Source organism: Bremerella sp. TYQ1, from assembly GCF_020150455.1.
Lineage (GTDB): Bacteria > Planctomycetota > Planctomycetia > Pirellulales > Pirellulaceae > Bremerella > Bremerella volcania_A.
The window spans coordinates 3,728,181-3,750,672 of sequence record NZ_CP083740.1; the positions used below are offsets into that span (position 1 = coordinate 3,728,181).

Sequence of the window (22,492 nt, forward strand, 5' to 3'; positions counted from 1 at the left end):
GTTACCGCTGGGGCGAAAACCTTGCGGTGGAATCGCGGAAATTTTCGCAAAATATCTCAGATGGCTGTGCAATCAAACTCAAACGCTACTTCTACGTGCGAAAAACCGACTTGGTTTACTCCGTAAAGCCCGGCAAACGCTAGACTTCCGCAAATTCCAGCCAGATAATGTTTCTCAATGCACGTCACCTTTGCTTTTCCCCAGACGGCAACACTTGTCGTCAGTCTACTAGCCCCAAATGCTTGGAGTCCCGATGATGAAACGCTGCTTAGCCCCTGCCGCATTATGCCTTGCGGCGATTGTATTGAGTGCTTCTGGCCTGAACGCCGCGGAGCCTGCAGCAAAAGGAAGTGACACCCCCATGAATGTGACCGCAAGCGAATTCGGCAAAATGCCGGACGGAACCGTGATTGCCAAGTATACGGTCGATAATGGCAACGGCATCGTGATGGAGCTGATTAACTACGGCGCCATCATGACCAGTCTTTCCGCGCCTGACAAAAATGGTGAGTCGGCCAATATCAACGTCGGCTTCGACAACCTGGAAAGCTACCTCGGCGGAACGCCTTACTTCGGGGCAACCGTCGGCCGCTATGCCAATCGTGTCGCCAAAGGCAAATTCACGCTGGATGGCAAAGAGTACACCCTGGCCACCAACAACGGACCGAACTCGCTGCATGGCGGCGAAAAAGGGTTCGACAAAGTGATCTGGGCTGCCAAGAAGATCGAAACCGAAGACGCCGTCGGCGTTCAGTTCGATTACACCAGCAAGGATGGCGAAGAAGGCTACCCTGGCAATCTTAAAGTCACCGTCAAATATACCCTGACGCCCGACAACCAGTTGGTGATGGACTACACGGCGACCACCGACGCCCCAACCGTCTTGAACCTGACCAATCACAACTACTGGAACCTGGCTGGTGCGAAGAGCGGCAAGAACTACAAGCACTCGCTCAAGCTTGAAGCGGACAAGTACCTGCCGGTCGACGAGACGCTGATCCCAACCGGCGAGTTGGAATCGGTCAAAGGCACTCCTATGGATTTCACCTCGTTCAAGACGATCGGCGAAGATATCCAGAAGACCGGCGGCGATCCTGTCGGCTACGACCACTGCTACGTCCTGAGCGACGACACCGACAACCTGGCCCTTGCAGCGACCGTCAAAGAACCTACCTCTGGTCGCGTGATGGAAGTTTGGACCACGCAGCCAGGCATTCAGTTCTATAGCGGTAACTTCCTGGACGGCACCGCAGGAAACGCCGGCTTGAATCAGCACGAAGCGTTCTGCCTTGAAACGCAGCACTTCCCCGACACGCCGAACCAGCCCAACTTCCCATCGGCAACGCTCAAGCCAGGCGAAACGTTCCACGAAACGACCGTGCATAAGTTCTCCGTCGAAAAGTAAATCATTCGACAGACCATGCCACTGAACAAGAAAGCGACTTCCCCCGGGGAGTCGCTTTTTTCGTGCCGACATCGAACATTCCGCACGTAACGGCAACCACAGCACGAAATCGGCATCGTTTGCCGACGCTATTTTTTTTCGTCATGCTGGTCCTTTCGCTTTCGCTTGCCATTACGATAGGGGCAACTGCCACTTGCCTGACTTGACGCACGAAGCCCATGACTCAGCCAGATCCCGAAGTTGTTCAGAAGATCGCCGCGGAAGCACGACGACGCCAGGGAGCGGCTCGCGAAGCATTTCTCGAAGATACCTGCGGCACTGATATCGCATTGCGGGAACTTGTCGAACAGCGGCTCCAACCGCAGCGTCTCGGCACGCTGGTCCCGCAGCAGCTGGACGTCACCGCGACGCATATCCCCGATGCCCCCTCTCAACATTCGCTGCATCCCAAGCAAGCAACGACCCGGTTCATTCCCGGAACCAACATGCTGGTGCGTGTCTGGGCCTCGAAGCTTTACCGCACCGTGGCGATTGTCTCGCTGGTCGTGCTGATCATTTTGCTCGGCATCGGCTCACGTTACCTGGTATGGAACGAGCTACGCAAAATCCGCGAACAGGAATTCACGGCGCTGCTTGCCGCCGACGTGCAAGCGCTCACCATGTGGATCGAGACCCGAAAAGATCACTTGCAAGTGGTCGCTACCGATCCTGAAATCCGCGATGCCATTTTCAGCATGGCTGAGAAACAGGCCAAACTTGGCAAAGACTACTCCCACGAAAGCATTCAGGAAGAGCTGCAAGTTTTCCGCGATCGCCTGCCAGAGTTCAACCGCGACAAGGAAGATGCCCAACGGTTTGTCGACTCGAACGACCCTCTTAGACAGAACGAAACGTTAGGCTCCTCAGGTTCGGTTCCCAAGATCATCGATGACGAAGGGGTCTACTTCGTCGCCTCGCCAACCGGAGTAATCCTCGCGGCGACCGAAGAATCGATCATCGGCACCCAACTGCCCGGCAATCGCCATGCGCGAGTCATCTCCGATACGGTTATGGGCCGCACCGGTTTCATTCCTCCGATGCGTCCCCAGCAGGAAAGCGAACTCGACGAAACCAACCCAGACTTAACGCTGACATGGGTTTACACGCCGATCAAAGACCAAGGGCCACTTCCGTCGGCCGTGCTCAGTTTGGGCTATTTCTCGGTCGGCAATTTTACCCGTTCGCTTACCAGTGCCCGAACTGGGGCGACCGGCGAAGCATACGCCTTCGATGAAAATGGTCGCATGCTGACCGAAAGCCGTTTCACCGAAGATTTGTGGCGCCACGGAATTCTGCCGGAAGGAACCCCTTCCCGCGCCAACCTGGTCATTCAGCCACCTCACGCGCGGCATCATCCGCCAGGCAGGGCCGACTCGCGTTTCACGCAACTTGTCGAAGAAGCAATCAACTCGCGCGGTACCGGCAACAGCTCTGGGCTAATCATGGACCCTTACGGCAACTACCTTGGCCGTAACACCATCGGAGCCTGGCAGTGGCTCGACGATTACAACTTCGGCGTCGCTTACGAAACACAGACGCATGAAGCATTTCGTCCTTATACCTACATTTCCATTGCCCAGATTTCCTTGCTGGTATTGGTCGCCGGTTTCGCAGGGCTCGCCTATTACGCGGCGAACTCCTTGGTCCAGATGAGACGCACCATCGGCGAGCATACCGTTGTCGGTGCCTACGAACTGCTTCGCAAAGTGGGCGAAGGAGGCATGGGTCAGGTCTATCTTGCCAAGCACCAGATGCTGAAACGCCCCACCGCCGTGAAGCTGCTTCGCCCAGAGCAAACCGATCCGCAGCTGCTCATACGATTCGAGCGTGAGGTGCAGCTTTCCAGTCGTTTGAAACACCCGAATACGGTCGAGATTTACGACTACGGAAAGACCCCGAACGACGTTTTCTATTATGCGATGGAATACTTGGACGGCATCACGCTGGAGGTGCTCGTTCGGCAATATGGCTGGCAATCGGTGGCCAGGGTTCTGTGGGTCATGCGGCAAGTGGCTGCGTCGCTGCGAGAAGCTCACGATAGCGGACTCATTCACCGCGACATCAAACCGTTGAATATCATGCTTTGCCGCGTCGGGGGCGAGTTCGACGTTGCGAAGGTGCTCGACTTTGGTCTCGTCAAGAATCTATCCGCCGATGCCGGCACAACGCTGGTCACCAACACCACGGAGATTAGCGGCACGCCGATGTACATTCCTCCGGAGCGTGTCAAAAACCCGACCCAAGCCGATCCCCGGGTTGATATCTATGCTCTCGGAGCGACCGCCTATTTCATGCTGACAGGGCAAACGATCTACAACGCGGCCAGTGCCGTCGATGTGCTTGTTCAGATCGTGACCAAGCCGATTCCTTCCATCAAAGAAGCCTCGGATCGAATCGTTCCTGATGCCCTGCAAGACTTGATTTCGCGCTGCCTGGCGAAAGACCCGAAGGACCGACCCCAGTCCGCCGAGGAAGTGATCCAGGAAGTCGAGAAGATGATCGAGGACTTCCCCTGGACACAACAAGACGCCAAGAATTGGTGGGATCAACATATCCCCGCCGACGAGCTGATTGAAATGGTCATCCACGAAGACGACCGCAACAAGCCCGCACACTAGAAGCCGACAGCTGACTCACCCGGTGCCATACTCACGTCTTCGTGGGCATGGCAACAAAACTCTTGTCCCGTCTCCCTTCCCAAGGGAGAGGGCTAGGGTGTGGGTTCAAAATCAAATAGACGCTTCACCCCACCAATCCCCTCGCCTGCTAACGAACGCTCACAGCAATCTCGTGGATCTTGCGAACCATCGAATGCAAACCGTTCGAGCGAGCCGGAACCAGGTGATTCTCGAGCTTCAACTTATCGAACAGCCCTCGCAGATCGAAGTCGAGAATCTCTTGCGGGCTCTTTCCCGAAAGCAGCATCACTAAGATACCGACTAGCCCTTTGACGATGTGGGCGTCGCTGTCGGCCTGAAAGACGATCTTCTTGGCCGAACCTTCTTCCACCACTTCCGGCACGAGCCAAACCTGACTTTGGCAGCCCTGCACTTTGAATTCCTCGCGATGCAGTTCTTCCGGCATGTCGGGAAGCTCACGCCCCAGTTCGATGATCAACTTGAGCCGTTCTTCTTTGGTTTCCGCGAACTCGAAGTCATCGATCAGTTCTTCCGCAGTTAATGCTGGCGGTTCGTTCAACGTTTGCCTTTCTTACTGAAGTTCTTCCCGAAGGAGGGACCGCAAAAGCCTGAGCTCCGTCAACCGCTCAGGCTGCTCCTTGCCAATCTATTCTAGTCGCCATGCTTTTCGCGGAGGCGGGTCGACGTGCGACAAATCCACTGATTTCGCTCGAACTGGTCGATCCATTCCGCCAACACGCTGCTGGTCAGCGGATCCATTTGCCCCTCGGTCCCCAAAGCGATACCAGTGCTGCACGCAGCGCCTGTCAGGTTTTCGACCATCTGACGATACTTGGCCAAAGTCCGGTCGCCGTACATGCCGGTAACTTGATCGTCTTCGTTCAGGAACACAACTACAGGAACACGATTGCCCCCACACACTTTGATCGCTTCTTTCAGCTCGTCCGATGCGTCGTCACGATCGACAAAGCGAATCTCGATGTTCTCGGAAGCTTCTTCGATCAACTGAAACATGGGGCACTGATCGACGCAGTCGCCGCACCATGCTCCGGCCAGACAAAGAACATGCATCTTGCGGGTAAAACTACCCAGCAGCGATTTTTGAGCATCGCTTAGAGAAAGCGTGCTTCGCTTCGCAGCCCAGCGCTGTTGCTGGTTCTCGTTACCGTACTTGGCGAGGAAGTCTTCGTAAGAAAGAGCACCGGAATAGAGGGTGGACCAATCGAGTGACATAGTTTGCCTGAAGTATGCGGAAAGTGTTGCAAAAGTTTGCGCGTAGTTTGCCGAAAACCGGAAGGACTATTTGGGATCAGTACCCCAAAAATCAGGTGGTCTACGCTCTTATCGCCCATGTTACATGACAATCAGCCGGTAGAACCACGGTTACCCGCAGTCTCGACATCGCGTCGATGCCTTATGAGGCAGCAGCTGCGTGCATTTTAGGCACTTCTTCGCTGGCAGATTAGGGGCGGTCAAAAAAACTACAGGCACTTTCCTGCCCGAAAACCGGGAAATGAGCCGTTTTTGTCGCGTTTTCTTCGCCCGCAGCAGAATTGGCACACCGAATGCATCTAATGTAGGGCGAAAGCGAATCGCAAGCAGATTCGGAACCGGTCGCGAAGGATCGTGTACCTCGGAACTCTGCTCTGCGGTAAAGCATAAGCTGCTTGCCCCGCACTTCTGTGATAAGGAGTGTCATCAGGGGTGGGGACAAGCTCGATCGATTCGCTTTCCAACCGAACAAGCAACGCAGATCAAATCCAAGTGATCTGACCCGAACAGTGTGGAAGCATGATGGGGTGTTGTTCGCGTGCAGTGGGGCTGCCGCGAACGGTAGTCGAGGTTGAGGAGGTTTTGCCTCCTTAACCTCGGCTATTTTTATGCGCGAAAGCGTATTCTGCAAAACTTTTTCCTGTCACCATCTTAGGCAGGTGCCCCTCTTACTGCTGATTTGTCTTGCAGATGGGGGTCTACACGGCGAAAATGCGGAAAACTTTAATTGACGTAAGCAATTGCTATACTGCCAGTTACAAGAAGTCGCAGCATCCTGTCGGTTCAATTGGCATAACGGTTGCAAACAAGCGGGGCGAAGGACAAATTAGGTCGCCCGCTCATCATGCACTTGCTCTCCGCCTTGTTGGGTGCATGGCTCCGCTTTGAAACGAGCACCACGTCCAGACCTGTCCAAATAACGTCACGTCAGTTTGTTGGAGTATGCATTAATGAAGAAGATTGAAGCCGTCGTCCGCCACCACAAGTTGGACGAAATCAAGGAAGCCCTGGTAACCAAAGGGTTTGGTGGTATGACCGCTACGGAAGTCCAGGGATTTGGACGTCAAAAAGGACAGACGGAGACCTATCGTGGTGCGGAGTACTCGATTGATTTCGTTCCTAAGATCAAGATCGAAATCGTCTGCACCGACGAACAGTGCCAGGAAATCGTTGACACGATTATCCAGAAAGCACAGTCGGGCCAAATCGGCGATGGGAAGATCTTCATCTCCGAACTGAACGATGCCATCCGCATTCGCACGGCGGAAACTGGATCGTCCGCTATCTAAGATCGACTTTGCGGCAATGCCGCGATGTGCCTGATCGCCCCCGCGCACCGGCCATCAGGCACCACCTAAGAAATACTCGAAAAGCCGACTCCTATCTTGGAGCGGCTTTTTTTACGCTTGCAGCGAAAGCAAAGTTCATCGACAGGCTTTAGTAATGATCGACCGTCGAACGGCTCGATCGGCGGCGCGTCGAATACAGCCGCATTCTGCGTGGAGCTGGCTGACTTTCGTCGATGACATGCCCCGAAAGTAATCGGTAGAAAAACAGAATCAAAAAAGCCCCGCCGGTCGCAACGACAAACCCAATCGGACTTAACGGCGAGACTTTGTAGCCTTCAAAGAACAGCGACAGCATTCCACAGCCGATCACCGATCCGCCAATTCCCATGGCCAATGTAGCAATCGGTCCGCCAGGATCTCGACCTGGCATAATCGCTTTGGCAAACAGCCCGGTGAGCGTGCCGAAACCTACCCAAGTCAAAAACAAATTGGCCCACGCTTCAAACTGTTCCGATACCTGTAGCGCCTCGTCACCCATAACCGCCTACCTTAACTGTGCTAGCAAACCGGGATGAATTCCCTGCGAAAAGCCGACATTAAATTAGGTGTCGTCAGCTGACGCTCAAAAATTTGCCGATTGTGTGAATCGTTCCGGAAAACGTTCGTTGGATCGTGTCCCAGTTCGTGGCAAAAACTTCTCGGAAGTTATAATGAAGCGGATGTGTGCGACGGGAAGTTCGTTTCTCAGCTACGCACCGTTGGCGGAATCCCCGGATGGATCCGCTCTATTCTTGCGATTGCTTGATATCTTCGCGGAGGTGTCTTATGCGAACCCTTATCCCCATGTTCGCGTTGTCGGTCTGTTCAACGCTCGCCCTCGGATGTGCGAAATTTGAAGCCCCCGAGTTTTCTGCCGATTCCGATAGCTCGCTGGCGTCCGACGCGCGTCCTCATCAGTTGGTTTCGTTGCAAATCGGCCAACAACCGGGGGCGTTTCAGGTAGAAGACGTCACGGGGCCTGCCGCTGGTGAAATCCTTTGCTATCGCTGCAAGTACAGCGGCAAACCGACCGTGGTGATCTTTGCCCGCGAAGTGAATGATTCCGTGACGAGTCTTGTTCAGCAGTTCGATCAGAAAGTGGCCGAACATAGCGACAAAAAGCTCTCCGCTTTCATGGTCGTTGTTGGGAAAGATACCGAGAAGGTGAAGCCAGAACTACAACGTGTTCAAGTGGCTCAACATATTGAGAACACGCCGATGACCGTCTTCGATGGCGAGTCAGGACCTGCCGGCTACGGATTATCCCCCCAAGCAAGAATTCAAGTCATGATGTGGAACGACGATGGCTTGAAAGTAAATCGCACGCTGGCACCTCACCTTTCCAAAGAGGAGATCTCGGAGATCGTTCGTCAAACCACCGAAATCTTGAACTAGCAGCTTTCCGAATTGCTTGTTCCTTTTTCGGTCGCCAGGTCGGGCCGAGTGCTCCTATAGTGATGGCATGAACGCTACCATTTCACTCCCCGACCCGCACGTCATGTATCAGGCCATCGTCGACCGCAACGTCGAAATGGAGGGCCTCTTCGTTTTCGCGGTAAAGACAACCGGCATATTTTGTCGGCCCGGTTGTAAGGCGAAAACTCCCAAACGAGAGAACGTCGAATTCTTTGCCAACGCCCAAGAAGCGATTGCCGCAGGGTATCGCCCTTGCAAACGCTGCCGCCCAACGGAATTTGCCGGGAGCGTCCCCGATTGGCTCGAGCAGTTAACCGAAGCACTGGAACAAGATCCCACACGCCGCTGGACGAATGCCGATCTGGAAGCGATGGGCCTATCTCCGATCCGTGTTCGCAGGTGGTTCCAACAGCATCATCGGATGACATTCCACGCTTACCTGCGGACGCGCCGGATTGGCTTGGCCGTCGATATGCTGCAAACGGGATTGGATGTCACGTCCACGGCACTCGATAGCGGATTCGAGTCGTTAAGTGGCTTCCGCGATAGCCTGCGGAAATGGACCGGGCAAACGCCAACCGATGCCAAGTCAGGCGAACCGATTCTTGTCGATCGCATTCTTACTCCGCTCGGTCCCATGCTTGCCGCAGGGAACGACGCTGGACTTTGCCTGTTAGAATTTGCCGACCGCAAGATGCTGCCGAAACAGTTCGAGCGGATTGGCAAGCTTTATCGCCAACCCATCTTGCCGGGCAGCCATGCGGTGCTCGCACAAACGGCCAATCAAGTGGCTGAGTACTTTGATGGAACACGAACATCCTTCGACTTGCCACTACGAATGGACGGAACGCATTTTCAGGAATCGGTCTGGCAGCAGCTGCGGAAGATCCCGTTTGCCGTAACGTGTTCGTACAGTAAACTTGCCGAAATGCTGGGGCGACCGACCGCTTCGCGTGCCGTGGGACGTACCAACGGTGATAACCGATTCGCGATCGTTATTCCATGTCATCGTGTCGTCCGAAGCGATGGTCACTTGTGCGGGTATGCCGGCGGACTTTGGCGAAAGAAGTGGCTCCTGGAGCACGAACGAAAGGTACTAAGTTCCCGCCGATGAACACCCCACCTAACCCGATTGTTCGCTGCGAGAAACGCTGGGCTGTCTTTTTTTCCAACATTGTTTGGAACCCGCTGCTCTTTGCCGCTTATCTTTCGGGGACGGCGCTGTGGTCGATCACCATTTTCTTCACACCCTTGCCGAATCTTATTGCGATTCCGTATGTCGCATTAAGCTTGTTGATCATTCGCCAACTATCGAGAGACTACCACTGGGTGGAAGTCAACGAAGAGACCATCCGCGCCAAGGGATTTTGGTTTCGTAATGTAAAGAGTTGGCCGATCCATGAAATCGATGCGGTTTATCCTATGTTTCGCCGCAATTCGATCCTTGCCGATTCCTCTCCCGAGCAAGTCTTGGACGCCCTTGAGGGAATTGAGATCGAGTTCCGGAATGGGCTTCCTTTGATCATCGTGACTCGAAACGAGTTTACGTTTGCTCCTGAGTTTTGCCTGGTTCTGCTCGATCGGGTTCACGCTCGCCCAACAGAGCCCTAGACCCCCAGGCGTTCTTCGCTTCCAATAAAGGAATGAATGAAACGCCTAAATCGAAGTCTGGTCCCTCGGTGCCTGCCATGCGTGGTCTTGTCGGAGATGGTACGCATCTCGGGCTGATGGATTACCTGCGTAAGATCCTCAATGCCCAAGTCTACGATGTCGCTCACGAGTCGGCATTGGAACGTGCCGAGAAGCTTTCCAAGAGACTGCAGAACAACGTCTGGCTGAAGCGAGAAGATAGTCAGAAGGTGTTCAGCTTCAAGCTTCGTGGGGCATTCAACAAGATGGCCCAGCTTTCGCCGGAGCAACTTCAGCGAGGCGTCATTTGTGCTTCGGCCGGCAATCATGCTCAGGGGGTCGCCCTGTCGGCAAGTCATCTCGGCTGCACTGCCACGATCGTCATGCCGAAGACGACGCCAAAGCTGAAGATCGAAGCGGTCAAAGCACTCGGTGGGAATGTGGTGCTGCATGGCGAAAGCTTCACCGACGCTTACCAACACGCGAACGAACTGAGCAGCACCAACGAAATGACGTTCGTCCATCCGTTCGACGACCCCGACGTAATTGCCGGGCAAGGCACGATCGCGATGGAGATCTTGCGGCAACACCAAAAACCGATTCACGCTATCTTCGTAGCCATCGGCGGCGGCGGGATGATCTCGGGGGTGGCCGCCTACATCAAAGCAGTCCGCCCAGACATCAAAGTGATCGGCGTTCAGACGAACGACTCCGACGCCATGGTTCGCAGCGTCAAACAAGGCAAACGAATTCAGCTTCCTGACGTCGGACTATTCTCTGATGGCACTGCAGTCAAGCAAGTCGGCGAAGAAACCTTTCGCGTCACGAAGGCATTGGTAGATGACTTCGTTGTCGTCGATACCGACGCCGTGTGTGCGGCGATCAAGGATGTGTTTGAAGATACTCGAAGCATCTTAGAACCTGCCGGGGCACTCAGCGTGGCTGGTTTGAAGCAGTACGCGGCCAAACATCACTTGCTCGGTGATACCTTGGTAGCGATCACGTGCGGGGCGAATATGAACTTCGATCGCCTTCGCTTTGTGGCAGAACGTGCCGAAGTGGGTGAAGAACGAGAAGCATTGTTCGCCGTCACCATTCCAGAACAGCGCGGCAGTTTTAAGCGACTGTGCGAACTGATCGGGCCACGCGCGGTAACCGAGTTCAACTATCGGATTTCAGATTCCAGCAATGCCCATGTTTTTGTTGGTCTCGCCGTCAGCAACCGCGAAGAAGCAAAACGAATTGCGGACGAATTGCGATCCAATGGTTTCGATACGCTGGACTTGACCGACGACGAACTCTCGAAGCTACACGTCCGGCATTTAGTCGGAGGCCGGAGCGAACTTGCTGCGAGTGAGCATCTTTACCGCTTCGTCTTTCCGGAACGCCCTGGGGCGCTGATGCGTTTCCTATCGGCGATGCCGAGCGACTGGAATATCAGCTTGTTCCACTATCGCAATCAAGGGGCCGACTACGGGCGAATTCTCGTCGGCCTACAAATTCCCAGCGACGCGACGACCGAGTTTCAAGATTTCATCGATAGCGTGGCTTACTCGTATGTGGAAGAAACCGAGAACCCTGTTTACCGGTTATTCCTCGCCTAAGGCGATTTCACCGCCGAGTTGTATTCGCCGAGTCGGTCCTTCGCCGGAAGATGCTCTTCTAATTTAAAGTGGGGGCGTTCGTGGCTGTTGATATAGGCTGCCAAGTCGGCGGCTTGCTCAGCGGTCAGATAAGGATCGTCCAGCGGCATGCCTACTTTCAGCCACGAAGCCATCTTTTCAATGCGGCTTAGACCGGCTCCATCGTTAAACGACTTCGGCCCCCAAACCGGCGGCCCGTCGGCAGTCCCTTCCCCTGCTTCGCCGTGGCAATCGAGGCAATGATTTTCGTACAGTAGCTTGCCCCGCTCGCTGCTGGCTTTGCTCCAGTCGTATTCCAACGGCGGCACATGATTGGGCCCGAGTGGCTTCTCTTCGTTCATGGCGATCTTGCTGCCGGTGGAAAGCCAAGTGATATAAGCCGTGATCGCGACGGACGGCTCGCTGCCGTTAGGGGGACGAATACCGTTCTGGCTTCGCATGAAACAGTTCAGCACACGATCTTCTAACGTGATGACACGTTTCTCGCGCGGCGACCAGGCCGGATAGGCCGCCGCTGTTTGCAGAAAGCTTCCAGCCGCGGGGTGCTTACCGCCATCTAAATGACACGAAGTGCAGTTCAACTGATTGCCGACAAACGGCTTGCTCAATGGATGATCCTTCGTTTCCATTACCAACGTTTCGCCCAGACGAACGACCTCGCCCAAGGGGCCAGCGGGATAGTCGTTCGGCGGTGTGAGTTTCTCTTCGGCACGAACAATCGAAACCACACATAACAATACCGCCAAGGCATTCAACAGAAACAGGTAGATACGTCGCATCGACATTCTTTGGGTCGCAAGGGAAGGAATCGTCGGGAAGGTTCCCTTATCCTTTCTATTCCTCGGCTGCCGATCGGTGAAATGAATCACACTACGGGATCAATTGCGCAATACAAGTGCCCGCGAATGAAAAGCGGCCGGACGTTGGCCCCGGCCGCTCGACACTTTTGAGAGACAAATATGCGTGTCGGTTTACCAAAGCTTCATTCGCAACACGTTCAGGATCTCGCTGCGATTGAAATCGAACAGAGCCGGCGTCGCTCCTTCTTCCCGCTTCTCGGGGCTGACTCGCTGCAACATGGCAACGATTTGCGCGACGGGGTAAACGATCGCGATCTCTTCCAACGGAATCGCCACCAAAGGGATCGACTTGCCGAGGAACTCGCGAGTCGGCAAATCGTCTTGCTCTTCCGAGTCGTACGCGCCAACGATTTCTAATAGGAATTCCCGAAAGTCCTCCGCGGCTGGCCGACTGCGATGTGCTTCGGCCTTCAAGTCCATTAGCTGAGCGTTCAGTACGACAAGCGTCTCTCCGAGGTCTTCGTTCAGCTTGTGGTTGTAATGCCCAAAGCAGGCATAGCCGGTTTTCAGCAACATCGCGACTGGAGCGTACTCAACCGGCTCTTGCGACGCGCCAATGATTTTCCGCAGGTCTTCTGCGTTCATTACTTTAGCCTTTCCATGCAAAGAATTTTTCGACCGAAGGTAATCCCGATTTATCCCCTTGCTCGGCTGGCATTTCATGTAGGAAAGTTGAATTCGCGGTGAATTAGCGGCCGCTCTGTGAGATATGGCACCCTTTAACCGAACCCGCATCCCTGATACCCTAAAGCGCTTTCCTTGCCAATTTGGTTCCCTCCGGGGTCGAGTCCGGGGGTTGTTTTCCCCAGCGAGTGCTATGCCTTGGTCTCGGGTTCGTGGGTGGATGGCGCCGGTTCAAGACTGGCTGGCCTTGCATTTGAAACGTGGGACCATTCCTGCGCAGCCACTAACCATTGTGCTGGCAGGTATCGTTGGCATTCTGGCCGGGTATAGCTCGATATTTCTTTCGCTGATGATCCAATGGATCGAGCGCATCACCATTCGGCCCTGCATGGAATTTGCCCAGCACAATTGGCTGGGGCTCGTTGGCTTGGTGCTTTGCCCTGTCGTCGGTTTGGTCATCGTTTCGTGGTATACGCGAAAGTACTACCCCGAAGCGGTCGGGCACGGCGTCCCTGAAGTGGTGAAAGCAATTGCCCGGAAAGATGGCGTCATTCGTCCTCCGGTGGCAATTGTCAAACTACTGGCGAGCGGTCTCTGCATTGGGACCGGAAGTTCCATCGGTCGCGAAGGCCCTATTGTTCAAATCGGGGCGGCATTTGGCAGTACGGCCGCGCAAGTCTTTCAGCTTTCAGCGCGGAACATCAAAGTTTTGGCAGCCGCCGGAGCAGCAGCTGGTATCTCGGCGACATTTCACGCGCCGATTGCCGGGGTGATCTTCGCCAGCGAAATCATCCTCGGCAACTTCGCCGTGGAAAGCCTTTCGGCGATTGTGATTGCCGCCGTCTTGGCAAACGTCGTACAGCAAAACCAGGGAGACCATGGCTTCGCCCCAGAGTTCCCCCATATCGAACACAAGTTTGACGGTGCCTATCACGAACTTCCTTCGTACATCTTCCTGGGGATCGTCTGCGGGTTGATGGCGGTTGGCTTCACGAAGCTGCTGTATTGGTTTGAAGATAAATCGGAGTATTGGATTCCGAAGCACTGGGTTCGTTCGATTGCCTGCGGCTTGCTGCTCGGTGTGATCGGTACCAGTTATTACATGGTGTACCCTGTTGCTCCCGAACAGTCCGTCGCCGCTCAGCAAGATATCGATCGAAGCCATCCGATTCCGGTCCTTTACGGCACCGGGTATGCCGCGATCAGCCATACTTTGCACCTGGAAAACGCGCAGAAGATTACCGACGCCGACCTCGACAAAGAAGATGCTCATCACGAAAATGTCCGGCTGTCGCGTGATGAAATGTGGCAGCACTTGGTCTGGCTTCTTCCGCTGGTGCTCGTCAAGCCATTTCTGACAAGTGCTTGCCTGGCAGGCGGTGGCTCTGGCGGTATCTTTGCGCCTAGCCTCTTTATTGGTTCAACAACTGGCGCCGTTATTGGGTTGGCGTTAAACCTGATTGCGCCGGAGTGGTGCGATCACCCAGGCGCCTATGCGCTGGTAGGTATGGGAGCCGTCGTCGCAGGAACAACGCACGGGACATTAAGCGCCATTGTTGTGGTTTATGAATTAACCGATGACTACCGCATTATTTTGCCGATCATGGCCGCTGCCGGCATCTCGAGCTTGATTGCCCGATGGGTCGATCCTGAGAGCATCTACGAGAAGAAGCTCTCGCGACGTGGCGAGTCGATCGCCCGAAGCCACGACTTGCACCACATTGAAGGCATTGCCGTTCGTGACGTGATGGTCCGCAAGTTCCCCACCGTCAGCTACACCGATAACTTGATGCAGATCATCAAGATCGCTCGCGAAAACCCGCACATCGAAAGCCTTCCGGTGATGGATGCCGATGGCAGTCTGCACGGCATCATTCGTCCGGAAGACCTTCACCGCGTGCTCGACACCGACATCTCTCCTTACTTAGTCAACGCGCACGATATCGCGATGGTGTCGCCGATTGCGGTTTCGCCAGACGAAAACCTGCTGGAAGCATTACGTGACTTCGGCTCCCGGGACGTCGATACGTTGCCGGTCGAAATCACCACCGGCGGCAAGCGCGTCTTGATCGGGCTACTCATTCGCGCCGACGTAATGGCACGTTACCGCGAAGAGCTTCTGAAGAACTAACAGGCCTGAGCGACCACGTCAAAAGCCGCACAACCGCTACCGTCGTCATTCGCCTCGGTTAGATTACCCCCAAAAGTGTGACATAGCGGTTATCGTAACGTACGGTTGAGTATCTCTCGAAGGGAACACTCTCCTCAGAGTACGGAACTTATTAACTCACATTGATTCACGACCTCGTCAGGTCGTGGGGGCAGATCGATGATGGAGCCAGAGAAAATTCAAATCGCGATCGTTGCGCGCGCGCATGAATCGGCAAAGATTCAGTCGCGTTTGCACGCCTGTGGTGTTTCGCCTCGGCAGATCGTTCACGTTGAACCCAACCGCTGGGCGGAACTGGTTCACGAATCGATCGGTCTGTGCATCTGGGGAACAAGCCCGGACGACACCAACGATCCCTATCTTCCCGATCCTTGCCAATCGGCGGCGTTGTCGTGCGGATGCCTGAACGTCTACGTCCAAGACACAAACCAAGACAAGCATTCCCCTTGTGTATTGGCGTGGGAAGAATTCGAAACCGATACCATCCAGGCAACACTGACTCGCCTGATTGATGAAGCCCAGATTCGCCAAAACCTTCGCCTGCACGAAACGTGGTACCGTGTCGCCGTCGCAGAAGGAAACGTAGGCCTGTGGTGGTGGGACGACTGCATCGATTTCGTTTATCTCTCGAAACAATTCCAGAAAATGCTCGGCTTAGCGACCGATCAACTTCCTCGGAATGTCGATGCATGGCTAAATCAAATTCATGAAGAGGATCGCCCCCAAGTCGCGCACAAGATACGGCAGCACCTTCTAGAAAACTCGGGACGGTTTGAAATCGAGTGCCGTATTCGACGACAGGACGGCGTCTATCGCTGGTTCACGCTCAGTGGTCAGCAACAATCAACGGCGCTCAACCATTCCCGTATTCTCGGAGCCGCGGTTGATATCACTCCGAAGAAAGAAGCGGAGCTTCAGCTTTCTAAAGCAACCGATTTGGCTCAATCGGCAATCCATGCAAAGAACGAATTCCTGACCAACATGAGCCATAACTTGCGGACGCCGCTTAATGCTATTTTAGGCAACGCGGAACTACTGCAAGACTTTTCGTCCGAACCAACCGCGACCGATTCGCTCGATTCTATCCGCAAGAACTGTCATCAGCTGATGCACTTGCTGGACGACATTCTCGAGCTTTCGTGCATCGAAGGAGCGCGTCCTTCGGCTAAGCTGGCCAAGACGTCGCTCGATGCGATCTTGCGTGACACGAATGAAATCTATCGCCAGAAAGCGGTCGAAAAAGGACTCAAGCTACACATCCATTGGCCAAACGATTCGCCTGCGACGATTTACGCCGACGCCACACGAACACGGCAGATCTTGGCCCGCCTGGTCGAGAACGCCATTAAGTTTACGCCGGCCGGCGAAGTCAGCGTGGATGCCAGCTTGCTTCAAGTTCCGACTCCAACGCTTCAGTTCATCATTCGTGATACCGGCATTGGCATTCCTCCGAGTCGTCTCGAAACTATCTTCGAGCCATTTAACCAGGGAGACAATTCCACGTCGCGCAGCCACTCGGGATCAGGCCTTGGGCTTTCCATCTGCCGCCGACTCGCCGATATCCTGGGTGGTTCGATCGATGTCGAAAGCGAAGTCGATTTCGGCACTTCGTTTCTGCTACGTATCCCAGTAGAAGTTCCCACCACTTCCTTTCAAGAGCGTATTCGCGAAGACAACACCAACGAAAAGCCGAAGCTGCCACGTCTCGATGGTTACCAGGTATTGCTCGTCGAAGATGGCCATGACAATCAGGTCATCTTAAAGGCCTTCCTGGAGAAAGCTGGTGCGTCGGTCGTTTTAAAAGAAAATGGGCTGGAAGCGGTTCAATGGATCAGTGCCAATCGACGCGATACGGCCAACACCGGGCTCGATCGAGACCCCCGCGTCGATGTCATCCTGATGGACATGCAGATGCCGGTGATGGACGGATACGAAGCAACCCGCATGTTGCGCGATAACGGCTTTCAAAAACCGATCCTCGCGGTGACCGCACATGCCCTCAGCGGCGATCGACAGCGTTGCTTGGACGCCGGCTGCGATGACTACTTCACCAAGCCGATCAAACGAGCGGCGCTGGTGGATATCGTTCATCGCTACGGGCAACTCGCCCAACATGCCGCCGCTACCAGCTAACGTAGCCGTTGCCATCTGCCTCGGCTCGTGCGAGAATCGGATCGTACGAATCTCGCCATCGAACCAGAGGTCTTCCCATGCTTCGCCATTCCCTGCTGCTGTGTAGCCTGCTCTTGCTTCCTGTCGCTTCGCTACATGGCGACGAAAAAGAGACCGCCAAGCCAGAGCCTCAAAAGCCAGACGCCGACAAGCCCAAAGTCCAAAAGCTGTTCGACGGCAAATCACTCAAAGGGTGGAAGCTGAACGACAAAGGCTTCTACGCAGATCATGGCGAAGTGACCGTCAAGGATGGCCAGATCTTCCTCGCCAAAGGTGACCCGGCGACTGGGATCGTCCTGCAAGGCAATCCCCCCAAGATGAATTACGAAATTCGCCTAGAGGCGATGCGTGTGGAAGGGTCCGACTTCTTCTGCGGACTTACGTTTCCCGTTGGCGAAGCCCACCAAACGCTGATCATCGGCGGCTGGGGAGGTGGCGTTACCGGCGTCACGAGCATCGACGGCATGTCCGCCGTCGAAAACGAAACGACCGGGTACACCGAATTTGAAAACGACAAGTGGTACAAAATCCGCCTCAGCGTGAAGCCCAAGCATGTTCAAGTTTGGCTCGATGGCGAAGAGATCATCCATTACAACCCTGAAGGCCGAAAACTCTCTATCTGGATCGAACAAGACACTACTAAACCGCTAGGTATCGGTACCTGGAACACCGGAGCGGCCCTGCGGAATTTGGAGCTGGAGAAGCTTTAAACGGCTCATCAATGGTCGCGCGGAAGCCGGCAATCGGCCAACCGCAAAACTTCTCTCTATGCACATCCGTACAGTACGATATAATGGCCGGGCATGTCGCTCGAGCTTTTTCATCCCGTTGTCCAGGCCTGGTTTACCAAGCGGTTTGGCGAGCCTACCGACGCTCAGAACGCCGGCTGGCCTTCCATTGCCGAAGGACGCTGTACACTGATTGCCGCCCCCACGGGGTCTGGTAAAACACTCGCCGCGTTCATGGTTTGCTTGGACCGGCTCTTTCGCCGCTGGCTGGCCGGAAAACTGCTCGACACCACCTACGTTGTCTACGTCTCTCCCCTCAAAGCGCTCAGCAACGACATCCATCGCAATCTCGACACGCCACTCATGGAGATCTGTGAGATGGCCGAGAGCATGGGCATGCTGCCTCCCCAAATTCGGACGGCCGTCCGAACCGGCGATACGCCTCCTTCGCAGCGGCAAGCGATGACGCGGCGGCCTCCCCATATCTTGGTGACCACGCCGGAATCGCTTTACCTGATGCTAACGGCCGATCGCAGTCGCAAAACGCTGCGTCATGTCGACACCGTTATCGTCGACGAAATCCATGCATTGGCTCGCGACAAACGTGGCTCGCACTTGTCGATCACGCTTGAACGGATGGAAGCCCTCGCGATCGAACCACCGACACGCATTGGCCTTTCCGCCACCCAAAAACCGATTGAGGAAATTGCTTGCTTCTTAGTCGGTGCTCAGCGTGTCGACGAAAATAACGTGCCAGATTGTGCGATCGTCGACGGCGGCCACAAGCGAGAGTTGGACCTTGAAGTGACCGTGCCTGCTTCGCCACTGGAAGCGGTTTGTTCCAACGAACAATGGGGCGAAGTTTACGACGAACTCGTTAAGCTGATTCAGTCGCATCACAGCACACTGGTCTTCGTCAACACACGCCGCATGGCCGAACGTGTCGCCCACCGGCTGACGGAAGTTCTCGGCGACGAAGTCATCACCAGTCACCACGGCAGTCTCGCCAAAGAGATCCGCCACTCCGCCGAACAGCGCCTGAAGGAAGGCAAACTGAAGGCGATTGTCGCGACCGCTTCGCTCGAAATGGGGATCGATATCGGCTACATCGATTTGGTTGTCCAGATCGGTTCGGCTCGCAGCATTGCCAACTTCCTGCAACGTGTCGGTCGCTCTGGACACTCGCTGCATGGCACTCCCAAAGGCCGGTTGTTTCCGCTCACGCGTGACGAATTGATCGAATGCCTCGCGCTGATGCGCAGTGTCGATAAGGGGCACCTCGATCGGATCGAAATCCCCGTTGCCCCGCTCGATATCCTCGCTCAACAGATCGTCGCGGAGGTCTCGGCGGAAGAGCAAGATGAAGCGGAGCTATACGAGCGATTCAAACGCGCCTGGCCGTATCGCGACCTCACGTTCCAGAAGTATCAAGATGTTCTGGAAATGGTGAACGAAGGGGTAACTCGTTCGATCAAGACGGGAGCTCATCTTCATCGTGATCGGATCAATGGCAAGCTGCGACCACGGCGTGGGGCACGCATCAGCGCCACCACTTCCGGCGGGGCAATCCCCGACATGCCGATCTACCGCGTGTTGACCGATCCTGAAAATCAGGTCGTCGGGACGGTCGACGAACATTTCGCCGTCGACAGTAAAGCAGGCGACGTTTTCCTGCTTGGGAATACCTCCTGGCGCGTGCTCGCCATTCGCGGTAGCGACGTCATCGTTCAGGATGCCCAGGGGCAACCTCCCAGTGTACCTTTCTGGTTTGGTGAATCGCCCGGACGCACGATCGAACTCTCCCAGGAAGTTGCCGATCTTCGGGAAGAGATCGCCGACAAAGTGGTCGCTTCCGCCAACGATCCCACTCGAGACCGATTCAAAATCCAATCGCAAGATGGCGATCTATTGGAGTCGTCATTCGATCAAATCGATGTCGAGATCGTCCGTTGGATTCAAGCCGAATGTCACGCGACCCCTTGGGCAGCACTTCAGGCCGTTCGCTACGTAGCCGCCCAGCACGCGGCCATGGGCTTAGTCCCTACACAAAAGAAGATCGTCTTTGAACGCTTCTTTGACGAAGCCGGCAGCATGCAGCTAGTGGTCCATGCCCCGCTCGGTACGCGGATCAATCGCGCCTGGGGACTCGCGTTCCGCAAACGATTCTGCCGATCTTTCGACTTTGAATTGCAAGCCAGCGCTGACGACGACGGCCTTGTCTTATCGCTTGGCCCGCAGCACAGTTTCCCGTTGGAAGACATGTTCAAAATGTTGAACTCGACCAACGGTCAGGCCCTGCTCGAACAAGCTTTGCTCGCGTTTCCCATGTTCGGCATTCGCTGGCGGTGGAACGCGACCAGAGCACTTGCCATTCTGCGTTTCATGGGTGGCAAGAAGGTTCCGCCCCACATGGTTCGCTTCCGCTCTGACGACCTCTTAGCGGCCGCATTCCCCGATCAAGTCGGCTGCCTTGAAAACCACAACGAAGACATCAAGTATCCCGACCATCCATTGGTTCAGCAGACCCTGCACGATTGCCTGACCGAAGGGATGGACGTCGAACGCTGGAAGGACTTACTCCGCGCCGTCGAAGCGGGCGAAGTCCAGTTCGTCGCTCGACAAACGCGAGAGCCTTCCCCCTTTGCTCACGAACGAATCAACGCGAATCCTTACTCGTTCCTCGACCCGGCCGGGCTCGAAGACCGCCGTACGCGTGCCGTCAGCACGCGTCGCACGCTGGCCCCCAACGAAATGAAAGAGCTGGGCCAGCTCTCCCCTGAAGCGATCGCCACGGTCCGTCGCGAGGCCTGGCCAACCGCTCGCGATCCGGACGAGCTGCACGACGTGCTCAGCTCCATGATCGCGCTACCAGCGTCCCAGGGGCAGGAATGGAAGAGCCTCTTCGACCGCCTCGTCAAACAAGGCCGCGCCACCGCCTATATCCGCGACGGTCACGAACCCCTTTGGACCGCTACAGAAACCCTTCCCGTCATCCAAGCCGCGCTTCCTGGCGGGACTGCCCAGCCCTCGGTTGACGTTCCCGAAGGTGTCGCTAAAGAACTGGAATCGCATCAAGCCTGGGTCGAACTGATTCGCAGTGCGGCCCCCTGCCTCGGTCCGTTCTCGACCGAAGAGCTTGCCCAAACTTGGGGTCTGAAACCTTCTAGCGTGCACGCTGCCTGCGAAGCGGTCGAAGCGGAAGGGGTCATCTTGCGAGGGCACTACTCCACCGAAGGCTCTTCGCATGAAGGAGACCTGCAGTGGTGCGACCGCCGTTTGCTCGCTCGCATTCATCGCTTGACGGTCAATGGCTTACGGCAACAAATTCAACCGGTCGAACGCGACGTCTTCCTGCGGTTTCTTGTGCGGCATCAAAACCTACAGCGAGAAACCAAAGCCTCCGGTGCCCGCGGTTTGAATGCCGTCATGAAGTTGCTGCAAGGCTTCGAAGCTTCGGCCGGAAGTTGGGAACGCAGCCTGCTTGCGGCTCGTCTCGACGATTACGACCCTGACTGGCTCGACGAACAGCTAACCTCCGGTGAACTCATTTGGGGACGCTTGCGACCACCGCACGGAGACGCCGAAGAAGGCCCCAGCATGGCGTCGCTGCGCCGCACCGTCCCGATGGCGATCGTCAGTCGCGAGAACCTAGGTTGGCTCATTCCGGATGTACGGCAATCGGCCGAAGCTCTCGCGCGGGGCAATGCTCAAGACGTGCTCGAAGCGTTGACGTCGAGGGGGGCATTGTTCCATCAAGATATCCGAGTGCTGACGAAATTGATGCCTACGCATTTGGACGAAGCGCTACGAGAACTGGCCGCACTCGGCCTGGTGACATGCGATAGCTTCAGTGCGGTCCGCAAGATCGTTGACGATAGCGGGACGAAGAAGTCGCGCAGCCGACGCAAGAGCAACGCCACCGCGCGGGCCGGGCGATGGTCTCTTTTCCCTGGCATTGTCGAAGAAGTTTCGTCGGAAGATTACCTCCACAACTGGTGCCTGCAATTGGTCGCGCGTTACGGCGTTATCTTTCGCGATCTGTTGCATCGTGAATCGGCGGCCCCCTCCTGGGCTCAACTCGTTCCGATGCTGCGGCGGATGGAACGTCGTGGCGAACTGCGGGGGGGACGCTTCGTGAAGAATGCCGGGGGCGAACAATATGGTACCGAACAAGCCATCTACGCGCTGCGAAAGCTTCGCGATGCCGCCCCGGACGATCCCTGGGTTGCCGTGAGCGGGACCGATCCGCTGAACCTGGCCGGTGTGATGACCGACGACACCAAAGTGCCGGCCATTCACACCAACGCCATCATCTGGCAAAACGGTCAAGTCATTGCCATAAAACGTGGAGGCGAAATTGAGTTTTTGCGTCCCGTTAGCCCGAACGATCAAATGGAAATGACCAGGGCCCTGCACGCCGGTCGCCGCTTACCTCCGCAAACCATTCCGATTGGTTTCCCCCGACGCCGATCGACCGCCGGTTAATGCGTTTAGAACCTTCCCTGGTGTGATTCTTGAGGATGGTTGCATCTCGCCTCACGGCAAACCACAATGGAACGTCCCTCTC

Annotated in this window: 16 protein-coding genes; 11 read left to right on the forward strand and 5 right to left on the reverse strand. The window is 55.5% G+C overall.

Annotation, left to right across the window (positions count from 1 at the left end; genetic code table 11):
• Positions 1-361 precede the first annotated feature (361 nt).
• Both LA756_RS14815 and LA756_RS14820 read left to right on the forward strand, forming a co-directional pair.
• Positions 362-1,405, forward strand: coding sequence for an aldose epimerase family protein (locus LA756_RS14815; protein ID WP_224435495.1), 1,044 nt, complete (start codon positions 362-364; stop codon positions 1,403-1,405).
• 218 nt (positions 1,406-1,623) lie between these two features.
• A complete protein-coding gene (locus LA756_RS14820) occupies positions 1,624-4,062 on the forward strand; it encodes a serine/threonine-protein kinase (protein WP_224435496.1) in 2,439 nt (812 codons plus the stop codon).
• Between the two features lie 148 nt (positions 4,063-4,210).
• On the opposite strand, the gene LA756_RS14825 is transcribed toward LA756_RS14820, so the two are convergent.
• Together LA756_RS14825 and LA756_RS14830 are read right to left on the reverse strand one after the other, a co-directional pair.
• The gene (locus LA756_RS14825) at positions 4,211-4,642 is read right to left on the reverse strand and encodes a SufE family protein (protein WP_224435497.1); all 432 of its coding nucleotides are present in this window, start codon (positions 4,640-4,642) and stop codon (positions 4,211-4,213) included.
• A gap of 92 nt (positions 4,643-4,734) precedes the next feature.
• A complete protein-coding gene (locus tag LA756_RS14830) occupies positions 4,735-5,316 on the reverse strand; it encodes a thioredoxin family protein (RefSeq protein ID WP_224435498.1) in 582 nt (193 codons plus the stop codon).
• 989 nt (positions 5,317-6,305) lie between these two features.
• Here LA756_RS14830 and LA756_RS14835 point away from each other — a divergent pair.
• On the forward strand, positions 6,306-6,644 hold the full coding sequence (locus LA756_RS14835; RefSeq protein ID WP_224435499.1) for a P-II family nitrogen regulator: 339 nt from the start codon (positions 6,306-6,308) through the stop codon (positions 6,642-6,644).
• Positions 6,645-6,792: 148 nt separating this feature from the next.
• On the opposite strand, the gene LA756_RS14840 is transcribed toward LA756_RS14835, so the two are convergent.
• Complete coding sequence (locus LA756_RS14840) at positions 6,793-7,182, reverse strand: GlsB/YeaQ/YmgE family stress response membrane protein (RefSeq protein ID WP_224435500.1); 390 nt, start codon at positions 7,180-7,182, stop codon at positions 6,793-6,795.
• Positions 7,183-7,469: 287 nt separating this feature from the next.
• Between LA756_RS14840 and LA756_RS14845 the strand changes: the two genes are divergently transcribed.
• The 4 genes from LA756_RS14845 (at position 7,470) to ilvA (ending at position 11,332) form a co-directional block, all read left to right on the forward strand.
• Entirely contained in the window at positions 7,470-8,078 is a 609-nt protein-coding gene (locus tag LA756_RS14845) for a hypothetical protein (RefSeq protein WP_224435501.1), read from the forward strand.
• Between the two features lie 67 nt (positions 8,079-8,145).
• Complete coding sequence (locus tag LA756_RS14850; protein ID WP_224435502.1) at positions 8,146-9,213, forward strand: bifunctional transcriptional activator/DNA repair enzyme AdaA; 1,068 nt, start codon at positions 8,146-8,148, stop codon at positions 9,211-9,213.
• Positions 9,210-9,710: a hypothetical protein gene (locus LA756_RS14855; RefSeq protein WP_224435503.1), complete on the forward strand. Its 501-nt coding sequence runs from the start codon at positions 9,210-9,212 to the stop codon at positions 9,708-9,710. Before LA756_RS14850 ends, LA756_RS14855 begins: the two co-directional genes overlap by 4 nt.
• Before the next feature lie 32 nt (positions 9,711-9,742).
• Positions 9,743-11,332: a threonine ammonia-lyase, biosynthetic gene (gene ilvA, locus LA756_RS14860; protein ID WP_315858318.1), complete on the forward strand. Its 1,590-nt coding sequence runs from the start codon at positions 9,743-9,745 to the stop codon at positions 11,330-11,332.
• Here the strand turns inward: ilvA and LA756_RS14865 are convergent.
• Both LA756_RS14865 and LA756_RS14870 read right to left on the reverse strand, forming a co-directional pair.
• Entirely contained in the window at positions 11,329-12,150 is an 822-nt protein-coding gene (locus LA756_RS14865) for a c-type cytochrome (RefSeq protein ID WP_224435504.1), read from the reverse strand. The genes ilvA and LA756_RS14865 overlap by 4 nt on opposite strands.
• Before the next feature lie 192 nt (positions 12,151-12,342).
• Positions 12,343-12,816: a hypothetical protein gene (locus LA756_RS14870; RefSeq protein ID WP_224435505.1), complete on the reverse strand. Its 474-nt coding sequence runs from the start codon at positions 12,814-12,816 to the stop codon at positions 12,343-12,345.
• Positions 12,817-13,075: 259 nt separating this feature from the next.
• On the opposite strand from LA756_RS14870, the gene LA756_RS14875 reads away from it, so the two are divergent.
• The 4 genes from LA756_RS14875 to LA756_RS14890 all read left to right on the forward strand — a co-directional run bounded on the left by LA756_RS14875 (position 13,076) and on the right by LA756_RS14890 (position 22,410).
• Positions 13,076-14,986 (forward strand): chloride channel protein, encoded by a 1,911-nt coding sequence (locus LA756_RS14875; protein ID WP_224435506.1) that lies wholly within the window; start codon positions 13,076-13,078, stop codon positions 14,984-14,986.
• Positions 14,987-15,184: 198 nt separating this feature from the next.
• Positions 15,185-17,158 carry a PAS domain-containing hybrid sensor histidine kinase/response regulator gene (locus LA756_RS14880; RefSeq protein WP_224435507.1) on the forward strand — a complete coding sequence of 658 codons (1,974 nt, stop codon included), beginning with the start codon at positions 15,185-15,187 and terminating at the stop codon, positions 17,156-17,158.
• 77 nt (positions 17,159-17,235) lie between these two features.
• Complete coding sequence (locus LA756_RS14885; protein ID WP_224435508.1) at positions 17,236-17,907, forward strand: DUF1080 domain-containing protein; 672 nt, start codon at positions 17,236-17,238, stop codon at positions 17,905-17,907.
• 93 nt (positions 17,908-18,000) lie between these two features.
• Positions 18,001-22,410, forward strand: coding sequence for a DEAD/DEAH box helicase (locus tag LA756_RS14890; RefSeq protein WP_224435509.1), 4,410 nt, complete (start codon positions 18,001-18,003; stop codon positions 22,408-22,410).
• The last annotated feature ends 82 nt before the right edge of the window (positions 22,411-22,492 follow it).

Coding starts and splice junctions, on each gene's coding strand:
- LA756_RS14885 (WP_224435508.1), top strand. CDS start 17,236: ATGCTTCGCCATTCCCTGCTGCTGTGTAGCCTGCTCTTGCTTCCTGTC.
- LA756_RS14835 (WP_224435499.1), top strand. CDS start 6,306: ATGAAGAAGATTGAAGCCGTCGTCCGCCACCACAAGTTGGACGAAATC.
- LA756_RS14840 (WP_224435500.1), bottom strand. CDS start 7,182: ATGGGTGACGAGGCGCTACAGGTATCGGAACAGTTTGAAGCGTGGGCC.
- LA756_RS14850 (WP_224435502.1), top strand. CDS start 8,146: ATGAACGCTACCATTTCACTCCCCGACCCGCACGTCATGTATCAGGCC.
- ilvA (WP_315858318.1), top strand. CDS start 9,743: ATGAATGAAACGCCTAAATCGAAGTCTGGTCCCTCGGTGCCTGCCATG.
- LA756_RS14845 (WP_224435501.1), top strand. CDS start 7,470: ATGCGAACCCTTATCCCCATGTTCGCGTTGTCGGTCTGTTCAACGCTC.
- LA756_RS14815 (WP_224435495.1), top strand. CDS start 362: ATGAATGTGACCGCAAGCGAATTCGGCAAAATGCCGGACGGAACCGTG.
- LA756_RS14820 (WP_224435496.1), top strand. CDS start 1,624: ATGACTCAGCCAGATCCCGAAGTTGTTCAGAAGATCGCCGCGGAAGCA.
- LA756_RS14880 (WP_224435507.1), top strand. CDS start 15,185: ATGATGGAGCCAGAGAAAATTCAAATCGCGATCGTTGCGCGCGCGCAT.
- LA756_RS14865 (WP_224435504.1), bottom strand. CDS start 12,150: ATGCGACGTATCTACCTGTTTCTGTTGAATGCCTTGGCGGTATTGTTA.
- LA756_RS14855 (WP_224435503.1), top strand. CDS start 9,210: ATGAACACCCCACCTAACCCGATTGTTCGCTGCGAGAAACGCTGGGCT.
- LA756_RS14830 (WP_224435498.1), bottom strand. CDS start 5,316: ATGTCACTCGATTGGTCCACCCTCTATTCCGGTGCTCTTTCTTACGAA.
- LA756_RS14875 (WP_224435506.1), top strand. CDS start 13,076: ATGGCGCCGGTTCAAGACTGGCTGGCCTTGCATTTGAAACGTGGGACC.
- LA756_RS14890 (WP_224435509.1), top strand. CDS start 18,001: ATGTCGCTCGAGCTTTTTCATCCCGTTGTCCAGGCCTGGTTTACCAAG.
- LA756_RS14870 (WP_224435505.1), bottom strand. CDS start 12,816: ATGAACGCAGAAGACCTGCGGAAAATCATTGGCGCGTCGCAAGAGCCG.